18 protein-coding genes are annotated in these 20,535 nt (G+C 71.5%); 6 read left to right on the top strand and 12 right to left on the bottom strand.

All coding sequences use genetic code 11. The annotated features are described in order from the left end of the window. The 3 genes from ACIO1C_RS32755 (at position 1) to ACIO1C_RS32765 (ending at position 2,699) form a co-directional block, all read left to right on the top strand. Positions 1-423, top strand: a complete 423-nt coding sequence (locus tag ACIO1C_RS32755; RefSeq protein WP_401870558.1) for an aldo/keto reductase — start codon at positions 1-3, stop codon at positions 421-423. 176 nt (positions 424-599) lie between these two features. Beyond that, the gene (locus tag ACIO1C_RS32760) at positions 600-1,544 is read left to right on the top strand and encodes an alpha/beta hydrolase (RefSeq protein WP_401870560.1); all 945 of its coding nucleotides are present in this window, start codon (positions 600-602) and stop codon (positions 1,542-1,544) included. A 96-nt stretch (positions 1,545-1,640) separates the two neighbouring features. Next, on the top strand, positions 1,641-2,699 hold the full coding sequence (locus tag ACIO1C_RS32765) for a protein kinase family protein (protein ID WP_401870735.1): 1,059 nt from the start codon (positions 1,641-1,643) through the stop codon (positions 2,697-2,699). A gap of 159 nt (positions 2,700-2,858) precedes the next feature. Here ACIO1C_RS32765 and ACIO1C_RS32770 read toward each other — a convergent pair whose 3' ends face one another. From ACIO1C_RS32770 to ACIO1C_RS32805, 8 genes are all read right to left on the bottom strand, one after another. Beyond that, positions 2,859-3,860, bottom strand: a complete 1,002-nt coding sequence (locus ACIO1C_RS32770; protein WP_401870562.1) for a hypothetical protein — start codon at positions 3,858-3,860, stop codon at positions 2,859-2,861. Between the two features lie 298 nt (positions 3,861-4,158). Next, entirely contained in the window at positions 4,159-4,569 is a 411-nt protein-coding gene (locus tag ACIO1C_RS32775; protein ID WP_401870564.1) for a heme-binding protein, read from the bottom strand. A gap of 140 nt (positions 4,570-4,709) precedes the next feature. After that, positions 4,710-5,102 carry a TraR/DksA family transcriptional regulator gene (locus ACIO1C_RS32780; protein ID WP_401870566.1) on the bottom strand — a complete coding sequence of 131 codons (393 nt, stop codon included), beginning with the start codon at positions 5,100-5,102 and terminating at the stop codon, positions 4,710-4,712. A gap of 85 nt (positions 5,103-5,187) precedes the next feature. After that, the gene (locus ACIO1C_RS32785; protein WP_401870568.1) at positions 5,188-6,054 is read right to left on the bottom strand and encodes an oxidoreductase; all 867 of its coding nucleotides are present in this window, start codon (positions 6,052-6,054) and stop codon (positions 5,188-5,190) included. 171 nt (positions 6,055-6,225) lie between these two features. Further along, positions 6,226-7,098, bottom strand: coding sequence for a serine hydrolase (locus tag ACIO1C_RS32790; RefSeq protein WP_401870571.1), 873 nt, complete (start codon positions 7,096-7,098; stop codon positions 6,226-6,228). Between the two features lie 371 nt (positions 7,099-7,469). Continuing rightward, positions 7,470-9,722, bottom strand: coding sequence for a PQQ-binding-like beta-propeller repeat protein (locus ACIO1C_RS32795; protein WP_401870574.1), 2,253 nt, complete (start codon positions 9,720-9,722; stop codon positions 7,470-7,472). A 95-nt stretch (positions 9,723-9,817) separates the two neighbouring features. After that, on the bottom strand, positions 9,818-10,381 hold the full coding sequence (locus tag ACIO1C_RS32800) for a DoxX family protein (protein ID WP_401870576.1): 564 nt from the start codon (positions 10,379-10,381) through the stop codon (positions 9,818-9,820). A 101-nt stretch (positions 10,382-10,482) separates the two neighbouring features. After that, entirely contained in the window at positions 10,483-11,316 is an 834-nt protein-coding gene (locus tag ACIO1C_RS32805; RefSeq protein WP_401870579.1) for an aldo/keto reductase, read from the bottom strand. A 96-nt stretch (positions 11,317-11,412) separates the two neighbouring features. Here ACIO1C_RS32805 and ACIO1C_RS32810 point away from each other — a divergent pair, with 96 nt between their 5' ends. After that, positions 11,413-11,712 carry a DUF1778 domain-containing protein gene (locus ACIO1C_RS32810; RefSeq protein ID WP_401870582.1) on the top strand — a complete coding sequence of 100 codons (300 nt, stop codon included), beginning with the start codon at positions 11,413-11,415 and terminating at the stop codon, positions 11,710-11,712. Next, positions 11,709-12,089: a fic family toxin-antitoxin system, toxin component gene (locus ACIO1C_RS32815; protein WP_401870585.1), complete on the top strand. Its 381-nt coding sequence runs from the start codon at positions 11,709-11,711 to the stop codon at positions 12,087-12,089. The genes ACIO1C_RS32810 and ACIO1C_RS32815 overlap by 4 nt, the downstream gene beginning before the upstream one ends. Positions 12,090-12,176: 87 nt before the next feature. On the opposite strand, the gene ACIO1C_RS32820 is transcribed toward ACIO1C_RS32815, so the two are convergent. From ACIO1C_RS32820 to ACIO1C_RS32835, 4 genes are all read right to left on the bottom strand, one after another. Continuing rightward, a complete protein-coding gene (locus ACIO1C_RS32820; protein WP_401870588.1) occupies positions 12,177-12,533 on the bottom strand; it encodes a DUF2255 family protein in 357 nt (118 codons plus the stop codon). Positions 12,534-12,675: 142 nt separating this feature from the next. Then, positions 12,676-13,782: a FecCD family ABC transporter permease gene (locus ACIO1C_RS32825; RefSeq protein WP_401870591.1), complete on the bottom strand. Its 1,107-nt coding sequence runs from the start codon at positions 13,780-13,782 to the stop codon at positions 12,676-12,678. Continuing rightward, positions 13,779-14,846 carry a FecCD family ABC transporter permease gene (locus ACIO1C_RS32830; protein WP_401870595.1) on the bottom strand — a complete coding sequence of 356 codons (1,068 nt, stop codon included), beginning with the start codon at positions 14,844-14,846 and terminating at the stop codon, positions 13,779-13,781. The genes ACIO1C_RS32825 and ACIO1C_RS32830 overlap by 4 nt, the downstream gene beginning before the upstream one ends. Beyond that, complete coding sequence (locus tag ACIO1C_RS32835) at positions 14,843-15,913, bottom strand: ABC transporter substrate-binding protein (protein WP_401870598.1); 1,071 nt, start codon at positions 15,911-15,913, stop codon at positions 14,843-14,845. The genes ACIO1C_RS32830 and ACIO1C_RS32835 overlap by 4 nt, the downstream gene beginning before the upstream one ends. Before the next feature lie 595 nt (positions 15,914-16,508). On the opposite strand from ACIO1C_RS32835, the gene ACIO1C_RS32840 reads away from it, so the two are divergent. Next, the gene (locus tag ACIO1C_RS32840; protein WP_401870600.1) at positions 16,509-20,531 is read left to right on the top strand and encodes an amino acid adenylation domain-containing protein; all 4,023 of its coding nucleotides are present in this window, start codon (positions 16,509-16,511) and stop codon (positions 20,529-20,531) included. The last annotated feature ends 4 nt before the right edge of the window (positions 20,532-20,535 follow it).

Consider the following 20,535-nt stretch of genomic DNA (forward strand, 5'->3'; position numbering starts at 1 on the left):
GTGACCTGCCGGGAACTGGGCATCGGCGTCGTCCCGTACAGCCCGCTCGGCCGGGGCATGCTCACCGGCAAGCTCACCTCGCGCGACGCGCTGGCCGAGAACGACTACCGGCGCGGGATGCCGCGCTTCGCCCAGGCCGCGTTCGACGCCAATCTCGCGGCCGTCGAGACGGTACGACAAGTCGCCGGCGCCCATGAGGCCGCGCCGGGACAGGTCGCGCCGGCCTGGCTGCTGGCCAAGGCCCCGGACGTCGTACCGATCCCCGGCACCCTGCACTCCTCCCGCCTGGCGGAGAACAGTGCCGCTGCCGACCTGGCCCTCACCGCGCAGGAGATCGGCCGCCTCGACGCGATCCCCGTGAGCGGCGACCGGGAGAGCGAACTCGGGCAGAACTGGTCGTACGGGGTCACGCCCCAGCGCTGATCAGGCTTCGACCCGCCTGGTACCGGCCCGCATGGGCAACACCCTCCCTGGCACCCCGCCCGCCACGGCGTGACAGTGGATTGAGGGCCGTCGGACGGATCCCCCGCCCGCCGGAGCACCCGCCTTCGGTGGGCGCCGCCGGTCTCCCGGTTCGGACAAGCTCGGAGAAGATCATCATGAAGACTGACGTCACGTTCCCCAGCAGCGGGCTGAAGCTCGCCGGCCATCTCTACACCCCGGACGGCCTCACCTCCGGTGACGGGAACCCCAGCCCCCTCCCCGCCATCGTCGTCGGTCATCCCGCCAGCGGCGTCAAGGAACAGGCAGCGGGCCTGTACGCCGAACGCCTGGCCCGCGAGGGATTCGTCGCCCTCGCCTTCGACGCCGCCCACCAGGGCGAGAGCGAAGGCACCCCGCGCGGCCTGGAGGACCCCGCCCACCGCGTCGAGGACATCAAGGCCGCCGTGTCCTTCCTCAGCGTGCGCCCCGAGGTGGACCCGGACCGTATCGGGGCTCTCGGGATCTGCGCCTCCGGCGGCTACGTCGTCCCGGCCGCCGCCACCGACCACCGGATCAGGGCGGTCGCCACCGTCAGCGCCGCCGATGTCGGCCGCCAGTTCCGTGAGGGCGCCGACGGTACGCAGGACCCCGCCGTCATCCAGGGGATGCTCGACGCGGCCGCCGCGGCCCGGACCGCCGAGGCCCGTGGCGAGGGTGTCGGGGAGTTCCCGGTCTTCCCGGCCACGGAGGAAGAGGCCAGGGCGCTCGGCCGGCACGCCTTCGAGGGCTGGGAGTACTACTGCACCGACCGCGCGCGGCACCCGCGCTCCGCGAAGTCGTTCACCTGGAACAGCGTCGACCGCATCGTGCCCTTCGAGCCGTTCCGCTTCATCTCCCTGATCGCCCCGCGCCCGCTGCTCATGATCGTCGGAACGGAGGCGGTCACCTCGCACATGACCACGGAGGCGTTCGCGGACGCGCGGGAGCCCAAACGGCTCCACTGGATCGACGGTGCCGGCCACGTCGACCTGTACGACAAGGACACGTACGTCACCCCGGCGGTGGCCGAGCTGACCGACTTCTTCGGGAGCCGGTTGAGCAGTCCGGTGTCGGTGAACTGACAAGGGGAACGTACGGGGGTCACGCGACCGTTGACCGTTCGGCAGGAGTGCGCCGAAGTCGATGCGGAGAGGGAGGCCCCGGTGGCTGGGACCGACATGACGCGCGGTGCGCGCTTGGCCGCCCATGGCGCCGTCTCCACGTCCCTCGCCCTGCTGAGTGACGACGAGCTGCACGCGCTTGTGGACACCGCCGCGCCGCTGGGTACCGGCATCGGAGGGAAGTCGGCCTTGTTGGACGTGGACGGGACCCCTGTCTTCGTCAAGCGGGTTCCTCTCACCGACCGGGACCGTCAGCCGGACAACGTGCGGTCCACGGCGAACGTGTTCGGGTTGCCCGCCTTCTGCCACTACGGCCTCGGCGGCCCGGGCTTCGGGGTCTGGCGAGAGCTCGCCGTCCACACGATGACGACGAACTGGGTGCTGGCGGGGGACCACGAGGGCTTCCCCCTGATGCACCACTGGCGGGTACTGCCGGACTCGACGCCTCTGCCCGGGGAACTGGCCGACGTCGAAAAGACCGTCGCCTTCTGGGGTGGCGGATCGCAGGTGCGCGATCGGATCGAGGGCCTCCGGCGGTCGTCGGCGAGCGTCGCGCTGTTCCTGGAGTACATCCCGCGCACGCTCCACGCGTGGCTGGGCGAGCAGATGGACGCCGGAGACGAGGCCGCGGACCGGGCCTGCGCCATGGTGGAGCGGGGCCTGGAAGCCGGAACCTCATTCATGAACGCCCGTGGACTCCTGCACTTCGACGTCCACTTCGAGAACATCCTCACCGACGGCCGGCGCCTCTACTTCGCGGACTACGGCCTCGCGATCTCCTCCCGCTTCGAACTGGCGCGGGCCGAGGCCGGCTTCTTCGCCCGTCACCAGACCTATGACCGCTGTTACAGCGTCTCGTACCTGGTCAACTGGCTGGTGACCGACGTGTACGGGTACGGGAGGGACGACCGCGAGGCGCAGGTGCGCGCGTACGCCCGAGGTGAACGTCCCACGGGAATGCCGGAGACGGCCGCCGCGATCCTCGCGCGCCACGCGCCGCTCACCGCGGTGATGGCGGACTTCTTCCGCGAACTCCGGGACGGGAGCAGGGAGACTCCGTACCCGCTGGAGGAGATCCGCCGTACGGAACGGATCAGTCGTGGGCGCAGGCGCTGAACCCCACGGACCGGTCCCGCGGGGGCCCCGGCCGACAAGGGGGCCCCTACCCGGTTGTCGCCCGGGTCGGGGCCCCTGCGGTCCGTGGGAGGAAAGCGACTTCGACAGCTCAGTGGCTGTCGGGCGTCATCACCGCGTGCTCTGTGGCAGGACCGCCCCTCACAGGGCAGCGTCACCGGCGGCCGACCCGAGGAAGCTCTCCAGCAACTCGTCCAGCTTCACCTCGGTGGCTCCGGCCGGCGCTGTGGTCTTCTCGCCCTTGCCCATACGAAGGACCAGCGCGAGCTTCTTCACCTTCGCGTTCTCGGCCAGTTTGGCGAGGTCCACGGACACCTCGGTGAGCTCACCGTTCCTGAGGGCGAAGTCCGCCCCGACCTTCACGTCGGGGGCGTCCTTGAAGTCCTTGTCCGCCGGCAGTTCGACGCCCGCCGGAAGTTCCTTGGCAAGCGGGCGGATCCCGTCGAAGAGGCCGGTGATCAGCGTACGGAAGGGAGCGGTGGCGGTGACGTGGTCCGTACCGTCCTTCTCGCCCGCGGTCTTGAACTCGACCTCACGGGAGATGACTCCGCGCAGGGCCTTCACCATCTTGTTCTGCGTCTTGGCGTCGAGCGTGGGTTCCGCCGACGGCTCGCCCTGGCTCAAGGCGTCCTGCTGAAGGTCCTTGGTCGCGACCTTGACCCATTCGCCCTCAAGAATCTTCTTGAACGCGCCTGCCTCCTTGGGCAGTTCGTCCGCCGGCGGCGCCGGGGTGCCCGTCGCGGCGGCAAGGGTGGCCACGTCCGCGCGGAAGTAGGTGTAGTCGCCGACAACCCGGTATTCCAGCAGGTCACCCTCGGGGCCGCTGACCTTCATCGCCACGCCCGTGAAGTCCTTCTCGCCGGACTCGGAGAGCGGCTTCTTCGACTGCACGGACAGCGAGATCTTGGCGCCGCTGAGCAACTCGGCGACCTGGTCGGGCAGTTCCTCGCCCGGTGCCGCGTTGGCGTCCAGCGCCTGCAACGTCTTGGCGTCGGCGTCCAGGTCCAGCTCGAAGGAGAGCGAGCGCTCGGCGCCGAGCTTGTCGAAGGCACGGTCGAGCTTCTGCCCGGCGGAAAGGTTCTCCACCGTGCCGCAGGCGGCGGAACCCGCCAGGACCGCCGTGACGACGGCGGTGGCGGTCAAGGTCTTGCGTATGACAGAAATGGTGGACTCCTCATAGGTACGACCAAGGTGCTGGTCATCCCTAAGACCCCCCAGCCTGGTGCGAAGTTGCACGTGCACGCACAGTCGTGACCAGTTCGTTGCCGTACGGAACCTTTCCAGCCACGCGAATGCGGCCGCGTCTATGGCCACGCCGAGGCCGCACTTGAGTAAGGCGACCGCGCCGTCCTCCCCGGCATGCGCTCCCGCCGCGGCGGGGGGAGTGATCCCGGGCCGGACCTGAGGAGAGGGCTCTGGTACGAGGAGTGTGTCGCCGGTTTCAGAAGCCGGCCGCTGCGGCTTCCGCCACGGCCTGGTCCTGTTCGCCCGAGCCGCCGCTGACGCCGACTCCGCCGATCACCTTGCCGTCGCGGTGGAGCGGGATGCCACCGGCGAAGATCATGATGCGGCCCTGGTTGGATCCGCTGATACCGAAGAACTGCGCACCCGGCCCCGCGTTGTCCGCGAGATCCCTGGTGGTGATGTCGAAGGCGCGGGCGGTGAAGGCCTTGTTGATGGAGATGTCGATACTGCCGATCCAGGCGTCGTCCATCCGTATGTGAGCCACGAGATTTCCTCCGTGGTCCACCACGGCGATATTGCTGGGCCGGCCGATGTCACGGGCCTTTTTCTCCCCGGCCTCGATCACCCGGCGGGCATCGTCCAGGGAAACCGTCTCAATGGTGGTCATGCCGCCCTGCCTCCCATGGTCAGCGTTGCCGTCGTCCGGCCCGCAAAAAGACGCCGGGTCCCGGCAACTCCGTCCCCCTCACGCTTTCCAGCGTCCCATGGCGGAAGAACCTGTCAACTCATGGCTTCGGCCGCGGCTCGTCACCTTCTCGCCTTGCGGGCCGCGCAGCTGATGCACGTGCGCGCCGTGGGGCGGGCGGTCAGCCTTTCCGGGGAGATGGGGCCTCCGCAACGCTCGCAGACCCAGTATTCGCCGGTACGGATGCGCTCGGCGGCTTGTTCCAGGTCGTCGAGGTCGGCGTGTGCCTGCTTCAGGACATCCCTCAGCTGGGCCCGCTCGAACGCGACCGTGGCACCTTCCGGATCGTGCTCGTCGTCGTTGGCCACCAGCGCCGACGCCTGGACGACGTCGTCCCACAGGCGCGTCAACGACTCGATCAGCCGCCCGCTGCCCGCCCGGGCCTCATTGATCGCTTCCGTGGCCGCCCTCCGCTGGGTCGGGGAGCCTCCGGCACTGTTCGTACGACCTTCCATAGCAGACCGTAACAAAACTCGACAATCAGCTATTCCGGTGGCCCGGTAGGCCGGCGGTGAAGCTACCCCTGCGGTCTCCGGCGTGTCACGTGCCGATGGCGTCCAGCTCCGCGACCGCGTCGGCCGGCAGTTCCAGCTCCGCCGCGGCGACGTTCTCGCGCAAGTGGGCGACCGAGGAGGTACCGGGGATCAGGACGGTGGTGGCGGAGCGCTGGAGCAGCCAGGCCAGGGCGACCTGCTGGGGCGAGGCGTCCAGGCGGGCGGCGACGTCGGTGAGTGTCCGGGACTGGAGCGGGGTGTAGCCGCCGAGGGGGAAGAAGGAGGCGAAGGCGATGTTCTCGGCCGCGCAGCGGTCCACCAGGGCGTCGTCCTGGCGGTTCGCGAGGTTGTAGAGGTTCTGCACGGTGACGACGGGCGCGATCGTCTGCGCCTCGGTCAGCTGGGCGCCGGAGACGCCGCTGAGACCCAGGTGACGGATCAGGCCCTCCTCCTGGAGCTCCGCGAGCGCGCCGAACTCCTCCGCGATGGACTGGTCGGACGTGCCCTCGACCGACCCGAGACGCAGATTGACCACGTCCAAGGTCTCCAGGCCGAGGTGTTCCAGGTTCCCCCGGACCTGGGCCTTGAGTTTCCCGGGCTCCAGCGAGGGGACCCAGCCCCCGTCCTCGGTCCTGCGGGCGCCGACCTTGGTGACGATGTGCAGATCGGCCGGGTACGGGAACAGGGCTTCCTTGATGATCTCGTTCACGACGACGGGACCGTAGTAGTCGCTGGTGTCGATGTGCGTGATCCCGAGGTCGACCGCCGCGCGCACCACCGCGACCGCCTCGTCCCGGTTCCCGGGCGGCCCGAAGACACCGGGGCCGGCCAGCTGCATGGCACCGTAACCGGCGCGGCTGAGGGTGAGATCGTCGGCGAGGGTGAGGGCCCCGCCGGGGAGGTTCCGGCTCATTTCTTCCTCCTGGAGGGTTTTGCGGCTTTCGCTTGGTTCATTCTGTCCCGGGCCGGCCGGTTTGCCTGTTTTCACCGTGCCGGGACCGTCATCCCTCCGTGCGGGTGCTCGATGCGGCGGCCACCGCCTGGGTTGCCCGCGTCCCCGCGTCCCCGCGTCCGGCGCACGCGGTCAGCGCAGGGCCGCGATCTCCGAGACCGCGGCTCGTGATGCTTCCTCCACCAGCCGGATGCCGGCTTCCTGGGTGGTGTGGCCGTTCGTCAGGACGGCCAGGAAGTAGGCCCTGCCGTCGATCTCGATCCGGCCGATGCTGTTGACGTCCCACTTCTTGGTCAGGGTCCGTTCCAGCCAGCCGTTCTTGAGGGCGGTCGCCGCCGGGTCGTCCGCCGCGGCGGAGACGCCCCAGTCCTGTGTCGGCGCTATGTGGCGCATGAGCTTCTGGATGTACGCCCGCGATTCCGGCGTGAGCGGCGACTTGGCGTCGAACACGCTCTGGAGCAGCCGTACTTGGTCCTCGGCCGTCGTCTGGCTCACGCCCCAGACCGTACCGTCGCCGCCCTGGGTCCCGATGAGGCCGAGCCGCTTGTTGGCCGCGTCGAGCCCGGTCGCGCTGCCGATGACGGTCCACAGCGCGCTTGTCGCGTCGTTGTCGCTGTTCTCGATCATGTCGGTGGCGTAGGTCCGCTCCTTCGCCGTCAGCTCACGCTCGGCGTCCTGCGCCTGGAGCAGGAGCGTGGCGAGAATGTCGACCTTGACGATGCTGGCGGTGTCGAAGGCGCCGTCCCCGTACGTGGCCCACTTGCCGCTCGTCGTGTCCAGCAGCGCCACGGACAGCTCCCTCCCGGCCAGGTCCGCGGTGACGGTGGCGAGGGCCGGTGCCAGATCCGCCGGGGCGGGTGTCGGGGACGCGGTCGGCGCGATGCCGGAGGACGTCTCGTTCTTGGCTTCGGCACTCTCGCCGCCGCCCTCGCCCTGACTGCTCGCGGCGCCGTACACCGCGGCGGCGACCGCCAGCAGCGCGGCACCGGTCGCCGTCCACACCACCCGCCGTCTCCTGGCCCTTCGACGGCGCCGCTGCTCCCTGCGGGAGCGGGTGCGGGAATGGCGCCGACCAGGCATGTCCTCATGCACGCGTTCGATGGTAATCGAGGGTCAGTTCGACACGGTTCAGCCCATTCATCCCGGGATGTCGGCACGCATGAAGCGCGTCTCGCCTTGTGCGCGCACGGGCCCATGTCGCCCTGCGGCAAGCCCTCTTGGGCGGCGCCATCGGCATGATCGGGCCGGGCTACGGGGCCGGCGTCCGGAGTCGTACGGCACCGTCACGGACGACCATGTCGTACGCGTCACACCAGCGGCGGCGTTGGATCCGCCGATTCACGGACCCATCGGACGGAGGCTCGCATTCCGCCCTTTTAGATCTTTAGGGCCCACAGCGTGCCGTCCTTGTCCGCGACGAAGACCCGGCCGTCGCCGGATTGCGGGGCCGCGGCGAAGGTCGTGTCGAAGTCGCCGGACCAGACCTCACGGCCGGTCCGGGCGTCGAGGACGCGCAGGCGTCCCCATGAGGTGAACAACCGGTCGCGGGGCGTGGTGAACAGCAGGTATCCGCCGGTGAGGCCCGCGCTCTCGCCGGCGCAGTGCCAGCGCTCCCGGCCGTCGTCGGCGTCCAGGTACACCGTGCCCTTACCGGTCGGCAGGGCGAATCCGCCCGCGACACCCAGCACGGACTGAACGCCCGCGACCCGTTTCACCGAGCCGTCGTCGCCGTATTCGGAGGCCTGCCGGTAGGGCCCGTCGTAGGTCCACTTCACCGTGCCGGTGGCCGCGTCCACGGCCGTGGGCCCGCGGCGGTCTCCGGCCGCCAGCGGCAGGAAGACAGTGGTGCCCGACACGACCGCCTGCCAGGTGGGCCCGACCGAGCCCGCGGGTTCCTCGTTGTTGTTGAACGGCGTGCGCCAGACCACGTCCCCGGTGTGCGCGGAGCGGCAGACGAGATCGGTGGCGGCCTGCTTGCCGGCCTCGTAGCAGAGAAAGAACTTTCCGAGCGAATGCGCCAGGCGGCCCTTCGCGACGAGGCCTCGCTGCTGCCACACCGTCTTGCCGGTCCGGCCCGACAGCGCCGTACCGCCCCTGACCACCAGATCCCCCACGCCCAGTGCCTCTCCCGGCCCGTCGGGACGGAAGCTCCACCGGTCCTGGCCGGTGCGTGGGTCGAGGCCGATCACGCTGTTCTCACCCGCCACGACGATGAGGCCGCTGGGCCGGTGCACGTCCCAGCTCTGGGAGTCGAGCGGGTGGCGCCACAGTCTTCTGCCTCCGGCGGCGTCGAAGGCAGTGAGGGAGGGGCTCGGTTCGTCGGTCTGCGTGGTCCCGAGGATGGCCGCGCCTCCGGCCACCGTGAATCGTGGGCCGCCGCCCGCGCTCCCGCTCTGCCCGTTCTGCTCGGCCCTCCACAATCGCTTGCCCCGGGCGGTGTCGAACGCGTGCACCATGACCGGGTCGTTGCCGCCGGCCACGTACCAGCGGCCATCGCTGACGATCGACGTGGGGTCGTTCCTGTCGAGCTTCTGGCCGTCTCCGACGCTCTGCGACCAGGCGACCGGGCCCTTGCCCGGTTCCTGGGTGAGATACAGGCCGGCCGCGGTGCCGACGGCTCCGAGCGCCACCACTCCCGCGCCCCACCGCAGTGCGCCGCGCCGGGTGAGCGCGGGCGGACGTGGGGGCTCAGGAGCCGAAGCCGTCGTGGCGCCCGGGGAGGGCTGAGGGGGCGGGCCGCCCGGATCCACGACCGTCGGCGTGCGCCGCGCGGGCACCCGGGGCGGGTGCCCGTACAACGCGCGAAGCGCCGCTCCGAGCTCCGCGGCCGACGTGAATCGCCGGGCGGGTTCCTTCTCCAGCAGCCGCAGGACGAGTTCGTCCCACACGGCCGGGACACCGGGCAGGACGCTGCTCGGTGCCGGGGGCGTGTCGTTGAGGTGCGCGGTGAGATGACCCAGCGTGTCCGGAGCGCTGAACGGCAGCGTACCGGTGAGCAGTTCGAAGAGCAGGCATCCCACGGCGTACAGGTCACTGCGTTCCTCGGGGCGGCCGCGGGCCTGCTCCGGCGCCATGTAGGCGGCCGTCCCCACGACAACGCCCGTGCGGGTCAGCAGGTCACCCGTGCCCGAGGGATCCGCGGCGCGGGCGATCCCGAAGTCTAGTACCTTCACCCCGCCGTTCGCCGTGACGAACACGTTCGCCGGCTTGATGTCACGGTGCAGGATGCCGGCGGCGTGTGCCTCGGCCAGCGCGTCGCAGATCTGCGCGCCCCACCGCGCGGCCTCCTGCCCGGACACCGGACCGCTGCGTACGACCGTCTCCAGCCCGTTGCCCCGCAGGAACTCCATCACCAGGAACGGCACGCTGCCCTCTGCCGTGACCGTCTCTCCGAGATCGTGGACGGCCACGATGCGGGGGTGTTCGAGCGCCGCGGTGATCCGCGCCTCGCGCAGGAAGCGCGCACGCAGTTCACCGGCCGCGCTGCCGCCGCCCGCCAGGAGCGAGACGACCTTGACGGCGACGGCGCGTCCGAGCCGTTCGTCGAACGCCTCCCACACCTCGCCCATCCCGCCGCGCCCGACCAGCCGCCGCAGCTGATAACGCCCGGCCAGCAACACATCGCCCACCACACAGCCCCCGCCCATTGACTCAGCGGCCGCATGTTATCCCGACGCCCCCGGCACACGTTCCCCTCCCGCACACACCTCCATAACCCCTTCGCCTACGGCCTTCCACCGTCCGCGTCGGCGTCGGCGTCCTCGTCCGCGTCCAGCCTCTCCGCCGCCAGTGCCGCCGTGCGCCGGCCGACCACGGCGGTCGCCGCGGCCGCGCTGGCCGTGAAGGCCAGCAGCAGGAACAGCGGGCGGTCCAGCTTGTGGCTGGTGAAGTGGTCCAGCGAGTAGCGACCGGGACCGGCGAGCCCGAGCGACGCCGCGACATAGCCGAGGAAGGCCGGGTGCTCGACACCGCCCTGGTGGGCGAAGAATCCCGACGGCACGTGGACCGAAGCGGCTCCCGCCATGGCCCCCGCGGCGGCCGCGCCGGCCATCGGGGTGGCGAGTCCCAGTGCGAGCAGCACGCCGCCGCCGACCTCACCGAGCCCCGACGCGATCGCGCTCTGCCGGCCGGGCCGGAAGCCCATCTGCTCCATGCCCTTGGCCGTGCCTTCGATTCCGGCCCCGCCGAACCAGCCGAAGAGCTTCTGCGAACCGTGCGCGGCGAGCACGCTTCCCGTACCGAGCCGGACGGCCAGCAGTCCGAGATCCTTGCGATTGATCAGCGACATGGTCAGGCCTCTCCCGTGACGTGGGCTGTGGGTCCTCTCATCAGCCTGACGCGAACGCGCCTTCTCCGCACACGAGGAGTCCTGAGGGGGCGGCCACCACCTCACAGCACGTCGAGGGACCGCTTGCGGACCGGGGCGGGAAAGGCCCGGTCGAGGGTACGGAGATCGTCGTCCGTCAGGTGGATGTCCAGGGCCGCGTGGTTCTCCTCGACATGCGCGACGGTCGACGCCTTGGGGATCGCGACCACGTCGTCCCGGCGCAGCACCCAGGCCAGGGCCACCTGGGCGGGCGAGGCGCCGCGAGCGGCGGCCACCGCGTTCAGCGTCTTGTGGCCGAGGAGCCGGCCCTGTTCCACCGGTGAATACGCCATGATCGGGACGGCGAGTTCCCGGCAACGGGGAAAGAGGTCGAACTCCGGGCCCCGCCTGCTGAGGTTGTAGAGCACCTGATCGGTCTCCAGGTGGGCGCCGGCGGGCAGATCCGCGAGGTCGTCGACGTCCAGATTGCTCACCCCCCAGGCACCGATACTGCCCTCCGACACCAGTGCTTCCATGGCCTCGACGGTCTCGTGCAGGGGCACGCTCCCCCGCCAGTGCAGCAGGTAGAGATCCATCCGGTCGGTCCCCAGGCGGCGCAGGCTCGCGTGGCAGGCCTCGGCCGTACCCCTCCTGTCGGCGTTGTACGGGAGCACCTTGCTCACGAGGAACGTGTCGTCCCTCCGGCCTCGGATCGCTTCGCCGACCAGTTCCTCGGCGGCGCCGCTTCCGTACATCTCCGCCGTGTCGATCACGGTCAGCCCCAGGTCCAGGCCCCTCCGAAGCGCGGCGATCTCCTCGGAGCGCCGCGCGGGATCCTCGCCCATGTGCCAGGTGCCCTGTCCAAGTGCCGGAACCTCCACCCCGGAGGGGAACCGTACGGTCCGTACCGCTGTCATCGTCAGCTCCTTCTCGGCGAACGGGTGGTCACCATGCTCGCAGCCCCCGATCTCCCCTCTCCCCTCCCGCTTGGTATCAGTGGTAGCTTCGATACCATGAGTGAGTCCAAAGGAGCCATGAGCCTGCGTTTCCCCGACCCACGGCAGCGCTCCGCCATCGCGGCGGCGGCCAAGGCCGCGGGGATCAGCATGCAGGAGTACATCCTGTCCGCCGCCTACGAGCGCGCCACCGCCGTCGAGAACACCTTCCTCGACGGCTTCAAGACGTCGATGGCCCGGAGCGGCGCGGCCTTCGACGCCGAGCCCAGCAGCATCGACCCCACGCCCGAGCAGCGGTCCGCGGACCAGCAGGCCCGCCAGGAACTGGCGCGGCGGGAACAGGGTCACGCCGCGTGAGTGAGCCGGAACCACAGATCGACGTCTCGTACCTGCTGCACGCCGCTGAGCTGCTCCCCCGTGATCCGCAGGTCGACGACTACGGCCCGCTCCACGCGGCCGTCGCGCGCGTCCACGCGCGGGCCATGGACCGTGACATCTACGGCTCGCACCACCTCAAGGCCGCGGCCCTGCTCCAGACGCTCGTCAAGCTGCCCTGCCTCGAACACTCCAACGAGGCGTTCGCCTGGCACGCCACGGAGGCGTTCCTCTCCCTGTACGGCCACCGCCTCGACTACGAGCCGAAGGCGGCGCCCGTCCTGGTCCGTGACACGGCCGCGGGGACGGTGGGGGTCGCGCAGATCGCCCGCCAGCTCCACGCGTGGACCGTGGGCTGAGCGGTGGGGGGCGGCTGAGCGGCGTCCGGGCCGGCCGTCCCCACCGCTCACCTGATCACGTACGTCACGCACTCACTCCTCACGCACTCACTGCGGAGTGATCCGCATGGTGTACTCGCGCACCTGCGGCGCGACCACCTGGTCCAGCGCCGCGGCCTGGCGGGCGTACTTGGCCCGGTACGCCTCGTCGACCTTGCCGATGACGGCTTCGTCGTCCAGGTTCTCGACCGTCACGGGGTAGCGCTGCGAGCCGTCGACGAAGGCGGCCCGGCCGGTGCGCTGCACGCGGCGGTACCACTTCGATCCGTCGCCGTAGCCGCTGCGGATGTACGGCACGCCGTCCACGACAACCGCCCAGATCGGGGTCTCGACCTCACCCCCGTCCTCCCGCTCGGTGGCGATGTGCACGGTGTCCGTTCCGGCCAGGTAGTCGATCGTATTCATGCAGCACATCATGGTCGCGGCGGCGGCCCCAGGGATGGAGCGACGCTCTGGGGTCCCCCGGTCGAGCACCCCGCCGGCCGCGCCTCCCTCTCGGGCCGCGATTGGCGTTTCCCGCCGCGTGCCGGGGCGAGCGCGGACAGCTTTACGACCGTCCCGGGCGCCCCAGGAGCCACAGCAGGTACGGGCCTCCGACCAGCGCGGTGAGCGCCCCGACGGGGATCTCCAGCGGGGGCACCAGCGTACGGGCCGCGAGGTCCGCGGCGACCACGATGACCGCGCCCGTCAACGCCGACCCGAGGAGCGGCAGTTGGGGGGTACGGGTGAGGCGCCGGGCCAGCTGCGGGGCCGTGAGCGCGACAAAGCCGATCGGCCCCGCGGCGCCCGTGGCGGTGGCCGCGAGGATCACGCCGAGGGCGGTCAGGCCGAGTTGGGTCCGCCGCACCCGTACCCCGAGCCCGGCGGCGGTGTCGTCGTCCAGGCCGAGCGGCCGCATGGCGCGGCTCGCCCACACCAGGCCGGGCAGGCAGAGGACCACCACACCGGCGAGGGGGACCGCTTGGTCCCAGCCGCGTCCGCTGAGGCTGCCGGTGAGCCACAGCTTGACCTGCTCGGCGGCGCCCAGTTCGCTCTCGGTGAGGTAGAGCTGCACCACGGCCGAGAGCGCGACCCCGATGCCCACGCCGGTCAGCACGAAGCTGCTCGTCCGCATGCCGCGCCGCCACGCGACGGCGTACACGAGAGCCGCCGCGCCGAGACCGCCGGCCACCGACACGGCCGGGAGCGCCCCGGGCGAGGCGACGGTTCCGGTGGCGAGCGCCAGCACGGTGGCGGCCGCGGCGCCGTGCCCGACCCCGATGACGTCGGGGCTGGCGAGGGGATTGCGGGTCACCGTCTGCACCAGCGCGCCGGAGACGCCGAGCGCGGCGCCGACCAGGGCGCCGAGTGCGATGCGCGGTACCCGCAGCTCGCCCACGACCAGGGAGTACGGGCTCGGCTCGCCGCGCAGCACGCGCCAGACCTCGGCGGGCGGCACATAGGTCTGTCCGACGCTCGCCGAGGCGGCGAGGACGGCCGCCAGCAGGACGAGCAGCACACAGGCGACCACGGCCGAACGGCGATGCAGGAGAAGGGAGAAGCGGCGGCGGCGCAGCACGCGCAGTCCGGCCGCGTGCGGACGGAGGGTGACCGGGGTGGCGGTGTCCCGGCCGGGCGGCGGGGCCGGGGGCCGGTTCGAGACGTCGGTCCTCATGTGCCCGCCCCTTTGCGGCGTACGAGCACGATCAGCACCGGCACGCCCACGAGCGCGGTCATCACCCCGGCCGGGACCTCCGCCGGCGCGCGGACGACGCGCCCCGCCACGTCGGCCGCGAGCAGCAGGCAGGAGCCGAGCAGCGCGGACAGCGGGAGCATCCAGCGGTGGCCGCCGGAGACCAGCCGCCGGGCGAGGTGCGGCACGGCGAGCCCGATGAACGCGATCGGCCCCGAAGCGGCGACGGCCGCCGCCGTGAGCACGGTCGCGCCGAGCGCCGCGCAGATCCGTACGAGCGGGACCTGGTGGCCGAGCGCGCGGGCCGTCTCGTCGCCGAGTGCCAGGGCGTCCAGACCACGGGCGGAGCCGAGGACCAGCAGCGCGCCGGCCACCAGGAAGGGCAGCATCTGCCCGACGGTCCCGGCGTCGCGACCGCTCAGCGCGCCCACCTGCCAGAAGCGGAACTGGTCCAGCGTGGCCGAACTCGACGTCAGGACCACGGTGGTGCCGCCCGCGACCATCGCGGACAGCGCCGTACCGGCCAGCGCCAGCTTGACGGGCGAGGCGCCGCCCCGGCCGCGGGTCGCGAGGGCGTACACGACGCAGGCGGCGGCCACGGCTCCGGCGAATGCGTACCAGACGTACCCGTCGAATCCGCTCGCCAGGCCCAGGGAGACGGCGAACACGACGCCGGCGGCGGCGCCTTGGCTCAGTCCGAGGATGCCGGGGTCCGCGAGCGGGTTGCGGGTGACCGCCTGGAGCGCCGCCCCGGCGAGGCCGAGGGCCGCGCCCGCGGTGAGGCCGACGGCGGTACGGGGCAGGCGCAGCGACCGCACGACCAGCGCGTCCGGTGACGTGCCGCCGTGGAACACAGCGTCGGCGACGGCCGGCAGGGGCACGGGCCGGGTGCCGACGGCGAGGCTGAGCGCGCAGACGGCGACGGTGAGGACGAGGGCGGCGGCCAGCCACGCGGTACGGGACGCGGCTCGGGATGCCGTACGACGGGTCCGGGAACCCGGTTCACGGGTACGGGTTCCCCGCTCGGCCGGGCGGACCGCTGTCACGAGCCGATCGTGTCGGCGAGCTGCTTCACGACGATGCGTGCGGCGGTCGGTCCGGCGTTGAGGTACCAGGGGTCGTCGTCGACCTTGACGGCGTGACCGGCCTTGACGCCCTTCATCGATTTCCACAGGGGCCCGGCGAGCACACTCCCGGAGTCCGTCTTGCCGGGGTCACCCTGCACCGAGTAGAAGATCCAGTCGCCGTCGGCGAGGTCGATGCGCTCCGCGCTGATGTCCTCCGAGATGGCGTTGAACCGCTGCGCCCCGGGGCGGCCGAGGCCCATGTCGACGGCGATCGAGCCGGTGAAGGAGGAGACGCCGAACATCCGGGTGCGGTCGGACGTGAAGCGCACCATGGACACGGCGGTGTTCGCGCCGCCGAGCTTCTCGCCCTGGGCGGCAACGTCCGTGGCGATGTCGTCCAGCGTCTTCCGGGCCTGTTCGCCCTTGCCGACCGCGGCACCGACCAGCAGGAGGTCCCGCTTCCAGTTGATGCCCTGGCCCTTGGTCACCACGGTGGGCGCGATCTTCGACAGCTTGGGGTAGAGGTCCCCGAGGGAGTCGTTGGCCAGGATCAGATCGGGCTGGGCGGCGGCCAGCGTCTCCAGGTTGGGCGCGGCCCTGGTCCCGACGTCGGTCATCTTCCCGAGCTTCTGCCCGTACCGCGGGAAGGTGTCCTTGAGGTAGTCCGGTACGAGCCCGGCGTTGTCGGCGCGGGTGGTGGCCGTGGGCACGAGGCCGAGGGAGAGCAGGTCGTCGAGCTGACCGGTGCTCAGCACGGCGATCCGCCCGGGTGTCTCCTTGATCGTCGTGGTGCCCTTGAAGTGCCCGACGGTCCGGGGGAAGACGCCGTCGGCGGCCTTCGCCCCCATGCCGGCGGCCATGGCGCTGGGCGCGGCGGACGGGCCCGCCGAGGCGCCGGCCACGAGGTTCCGGGTGCCGTCCGCGGCTTTTGTGTCCCCGGATCCGCTGCCGCCGCCGTCTCCGCCGTCGGTCCCGGACGAACATCCGGCCAGCAGTCCCCCGATGAGGGACACGGTCACGACCGCTTTCCACCGGAAAGTACGCACGCTGCTCTCCTCGCTCATATAAGGCGAGGCTTACCTTACACACGCTCCGTAGCGGCCGTATCGGGCCGTCGCCCCCATGGGCTGCGCCACCTCCGCTCCGTGACGGCCACCGGGGCAGGAGGACGGCCACCCGGCAGCGCGGCGCCCGCCGTGGCGGTTCTCATCCGGAACTCACGCACACCCAAGCGGAAAGCGCCTGGTCGGGTGGGGACAGCATGCCATCGGGCGGTGGTGCGCGGATGTCGGGAAGCCCATGCATTGCTCATTCTTTGCCGCCGAACCAGCCTCCCCCCGGGCACCATTGACAGGTCCTCAACAGCTGATCGATCATCACGGTGCCCCCGGGCCACCGGAGGGCGGACGCGGCCTCCCCACGGCCCGTGTCCGCCTTGCGTCCGTCTTTCGTACGACTCTTCAGGAAGCGGGAAGAAGGTCGTCCCATGGAGAACGCACGTGATCCTTTACGCGATGGCAACGATGTCGTCGCCCGCCCCGCGGCCGGGCCGGTCATCGTGAGGCGCGCGTTCCTCTGACTCTCTCGTACCTCTGACTCTCTCGTACGTACCCCACTCCCCCAGACGGGAAAGAGCCAGCTTTGTCGGCGACAGAATCCCCCCATGTCTCCCTCCCCCAGCGGTCGAAGCCGGCGAACAGCTCCGCCGTGATCACCGACTCCGCCGTGACCGCTGTCACGTCCCTCGCCCAGCAGCGGCTGTGGTTCCTCTCCCAGATGCGGGGCGCGAGCCAGGCGTACAACGAGGCGATGGCGTACCGGCTGCGGGGCCCGCTGGACCGGGCGGTGCTCGGCCGGGCGCTCGACGCGCTGGTGTCCCGGCACGAGGCGTTGCGCACCCGGCTGGTCGCCGTGGAGGGGGAGGTGTTCCAGCGGATCGATCCGCCGGACACCGGTTACACCCTGGTGGTGGACGACCTGACGGGGTGCGCCGACGCGGAGGAACGGGTGGCCGCCCTCCAGGGGGAGGAGGCCGCCACCCCGTTCGACCTGAGCCGGGGGCCACTGGTGCGGGGGCGGCTGGTTGTGCTGGGGGCGCGCGAGCACGTCCTCCTGCTGACGATGCATCACACGGTCTTCGACGGACAGTCGATGGACATCATGCTCCGTGAACTCGGGCCGGTGTACGCGGCCTTCGTCCGCGGTGCGGACGATCCGTCGCCTCCCCCGGCCGCGCAGTACGCCGACTACGCGCGCCGCCAGCGCGCGGAGGCGGAGGCGGAGGCAGCGGCGTCGGGCGGGGAACCGGCCTCGCACGCCGCGTACTGGAAGGAGCACCTGGCGGGGGCCCCGCCCCTGCTGACCCTCCCCACCGACCGGCCCCGCCCCGCCGAGCAGGACTATCGCGGTGGCCGGGTACGGGTCGCCCTGGACGAGGAGCTGACCACCGCCCTCCGGGGCCTCGCGCGGCGCAACGGCGGCACGCTGTTCGTCGCCGTGCTGACGGGCTGGTCGGTTGTGCTGTCCCGGCTGACCGGGCAGACCGACCTGGTCGTGGGGACGCCGACGGCCAACCGCCGGCGCGGCGATGTCGGAGGCATCATCGGCTTCTTCGTCAACTCCCTTCCCCTGCGCGTCGATCTGTCCGGTTCACCGACGGCCGCGGACATGCTGCGGCGCGTGCGCGGTGTCGTACGGGGAGCCCTGGACCACCAGGACGTGTCGTTCGACCGGGTGGTGGAGCTGGTCAATCCGCCGCGCAGCGTCGCCCACACCCCGCTCTTCCAGACCATGTTCGCCTGGCAGCCCTCGCGGAAGGGCCTGCTGGAGCTGCCGGACATCGAGGTCGATCCGGTCGGCATCCCGCACGCGGCGGCCAAGTTCGACCTCTCGCTGTCGCTGGCCGAGACGGACGGCCGGGTGATCGGCTATCTCGACTACGCCTCCGCCCTGTTCGACCGTGCGACGGCGGAGCGGTACGCGGGCCACCTGCGGCAGGTGTTGACCGAGATGGCCGGGCATCCCGACCGCGAGGTCGCGGACCTGGGGCTCGTCGACGCGGACGAGCGCCGCCGGCTCCTGGCGGACTGGGACGCCACCGAGGGTCCGGAGGCTCTGCCGCCGTCCTCGCGCGGCGGGTTGGTCGAGCGGTTCGAGGAGCAGGTACGGGTCCGTCCCGCCGGGCCGGCACTGGTCCGCGCCGGGGAACGGCTCGACTACGCCACCCTGGAGCGGCGCGTGAACCGGCTGGCGCACGCGCTGATCGGCCGCGGTGTCCGCCGGGACCAGGTGGTCGGCCTGCACGCGGGACGGTCGGTGGAGCTGGTGGTGGGTGTCCTCGGCATCCTCAAGGCGGGCGCCGCCTATCTGCCGCTCGACCCCGGCCAGCCCGCCGAGCGGTTGGCCGCGATGGTGGAGGACGCCGTACCCGCCCTCGTACTGAGCGATGCGGACACCCCTCCCGAGGGCTGGCACGCGCTGGCGTCGGTCGAGGCCGAGGGGCAGCGGGACGACGCGCCGGGCATCGGGGTGTCGTCCTCCCAACTCGCCTATGTCATCTATACGTCGGGGTCGACGGGCCGGCCCAAGGGGGTGGCGGTGACGCACGCCAGTGTCATCAATCTCTTCGACAACTGGCACGCGCGGATGGGCGATACACCGGGCGAGGCGGCCTCGGCCTGGTCCAGCACCGGGTTTGACGCGTCCGTGCACGAGATCCTCCTGCCGCTCACCACCGGGGCCGTCCTGCACGTGGTCCCCGACGACCTGCGGGGCGACCCGGAGGCGCTGATGGGCTGGCTGCGTGAGCACCGGATCGTCCAGGCGTTCCTCCCGCCGTCGTACGTCAGATGGATCGACGAGTCCCCCGGCACCCGCCTGGAGGGCCTGCGCCTGCGGCAGTTGCTCACGGGAGTGGAGTCCCTCCCGGAGGCGGCACTGCACCGGATGCGGGAGGCGCTGCCCGGGCTGCGGATCTGTTACGGGTACGGGCCGACCGAGACGACGCTGTACAGCACCGCGTACCTCGACCCGGGGCCGTCGGGGCGGCAGTGCCCGATCGGCCGGCCGGTGGGCAACACCCGCCTCCACCTGCTGGACGAGCGGCTCAGGCCGGTGCCCGCCGGGGTGACCGGTGAGGTGTACCTGAGCGGCGCGAGTCTGGCCCGGGGGTACCTGAACCGGCCCGGCCTGACCGCGGAGCGGTTCGTGGCCGATCCGTTCGTGCCCGGCGCGCGCATGTACCGTACCGGCGACCTGGCCCGCAGGCTGCCCGACGGCAACGCGGAGTACGTGGGGCGCGGCGACGACCAGATCAAGCTGCGGGGCTTCCGGATCGAACCGGCCGAGATCGAGGCGGCGTTGCTGGCGCTGCCCGGGGTGCGGGAGGCCGCCGTGCTCGCCGACCGGGACGCCACCGGCGAGCTGAGGCTGGTGGCCGGCATCGGACGGGGGGACACGGCGGCGCGCCGGCCGCACGAGTGGCGTGCCGCCCTGTCGGAGCGGCTGCCCGACTACATGGTCCCCGCGCTCTTCGCCGAACTCCCCTCCCTGCCGCTGAGCCGGAACGGCAAGCTCGACCGGGAGGCGCTACTGCGGCTGGCGCGGACCGACGCCCCCGTACAGGTCAACCAGGCCAGTCCCCGCGACCACATCGAGCTGACGCTCTATCAGATATGGCAGGACATCCTGCTGCACGCCGACATCGGCGTCCACGACAGCTTCTTCGACATCGGCGGCACCTCGCTGTCGGCCATCAAGCTGGCGCATGCGATCCGTGAGTCCTTCGGCGAGATGCTGCCGATCCGCGACATCATGCTCCACCCGACCGTCGAGGCGCTGGGCGGCCGGCTGCGGCAAGGGGCATCAGGACGGCCGCCGAGCAATCTCATCGCGTTCCGGGAGGGTGACGGACGCCGCCGGGTGGTGTGTGTCCATCCCGCCGGCGGCACCGCCTTCTGCTACCTGTCGCTCGCCAAGGCCCTGCCGGACAGCTACGGCGTCTACGGCATCCAGTCGCCCGGGGTGAACCCCGGCGAGACGTTCCTCCCGACGGTCGAGGCCATGGCCGAGGCGTATCTGGCGCTCGTCGAGCCGCTGCTCGACGGTCCGCTCGTCCTCAGCGGGCTGTCGTACGGCGGTCTGGTCGCCCACGAGATGGCGCGCCGCCTGGCCGCTTCGGGCAAGAGGGACGTGAGTGTGGTCCTGCTCGACACCCAGGCCACCGACGATCCCGCCGACCGGGCCGCGCTGGCGCCGGTGGAGATCGATGAATTCCGCGACAAACTCGTCAAGTTCAACGGCATGTACCCGGGAATCGACGACGAGCAGATCGAGCAGTACTTCCATGTCTACAACCACAACCGGATGACCGCCCGCACGCACGTCCCGGCGCCGTCCGGGGCCAGGCTCGTCCTGGTGCAGGCCGTCGAGGGCGGCCACCACACGCCGCTCACGGACGCCGTGCGCGCGTTCTGGGAGCACCGGGCGCTCGGCGGCTTCCACGTCGAGCCGGTCGACTGTGACCACTGGGAGATGCTGGAGAGCGCCGAAGTGCTGCGGGTGGCCGACGTGATCGAGGACGAACTGGCCCGCTTCGCGGCGCCCCCACCGCCTGCCGGGCGACCGGGCGGGCCCTCTCTGGTCCGCCCGGCACGGGAGGCGTGATGGA

Source organism: Streptomyces sp. NPDC087420, from assembly GCF_044744165.1.
Lineage (GTDB): Bacteria > Actinomycetota > Actinomycetes > Streptomycetales > Streptomycetaceae > Streptomyces.

What these genes read in the sequence shown, in the direction of transcription:
- ACIO1C_RS32760 (WP_401870560.1), top strand. Translation starts at nt 600, where the DNA reads ATGAAGACTGACGTCACGTTCCCCAGCAGCGGGCTGAAGCTCGCCGGC.
- ACIO1C_RS32765 (WP_401870735.1), top strand. Translation starts at nt 1,641, where the DNA reads ATGACGCGCGGTGCGCGCTTGGCCGCCCATGGCGCCGTCTCCACGTCC.
- ACIO1C_RS32775 (WP_401870564.1), bottom strand. Translation starts at nt 4,569, where the DNA reads ATGACCACCATTGAGACGGTTTCCCTGGACGATGCCCGCCGGGTGATC.
- ACIO1C_RS32780 (WP_401870566.1), bottom strand. Translation starts at nt 5,102, where the DNA reads ATGGAAGGTCGTACGAACAGTGCCGGAGGCTCCCCGACCCAGCGGAGG.
- ACIO1C_RS32785 (WP_401870568.1), bottom strand. Translation starts at nt 6,054, where the DNA reads ATGAGCCGGAACCTCCCCGGCGGGGCCCTCACCCTCGCCGACGATCTC.
- ACIO1C_RS32800 (WP_401870576.1), bottom strand. Translation starts at nt 10,381, where the DNA reads ATGTCGCTGATCAATCGCAAGGATCTCGGACTGCTGGCCGTCCGGCTC.
- ACIO1C_RS32805 (WP_401870579.1), bottom strand. Translation starts at nt 11,316, where the DNA reads ATGACAGCGGTACGGACCGTACGGTTCCCCTCCGGGGTGGAGGTTCCG.
- ACIO1C_RS32810 (WP_401870582.1), top strand. Translation starts at nt 11,413, where the DNA reads ATGAGTGAGTCCAAAGGAGCCATGAGCCTGCGTTTCCCCGACCCACGG.
- ACIO1C_RS32820 (WP_401870588.1), bottom strand. Translation starts at nt 12,533, where the DNA reads ATGAATACGATCGACTACCTGGCCGGAACGGACACCGTGCACATCGCC.
- ACIO1C_RS32825 (WP_401870591.1), bottom strand. Translation starts at nt 13,782, where the DNA reads ATGAGGACCGACGTCTCGAACCGGCCCCCGGCCCCGCCGCCCGGCCGG.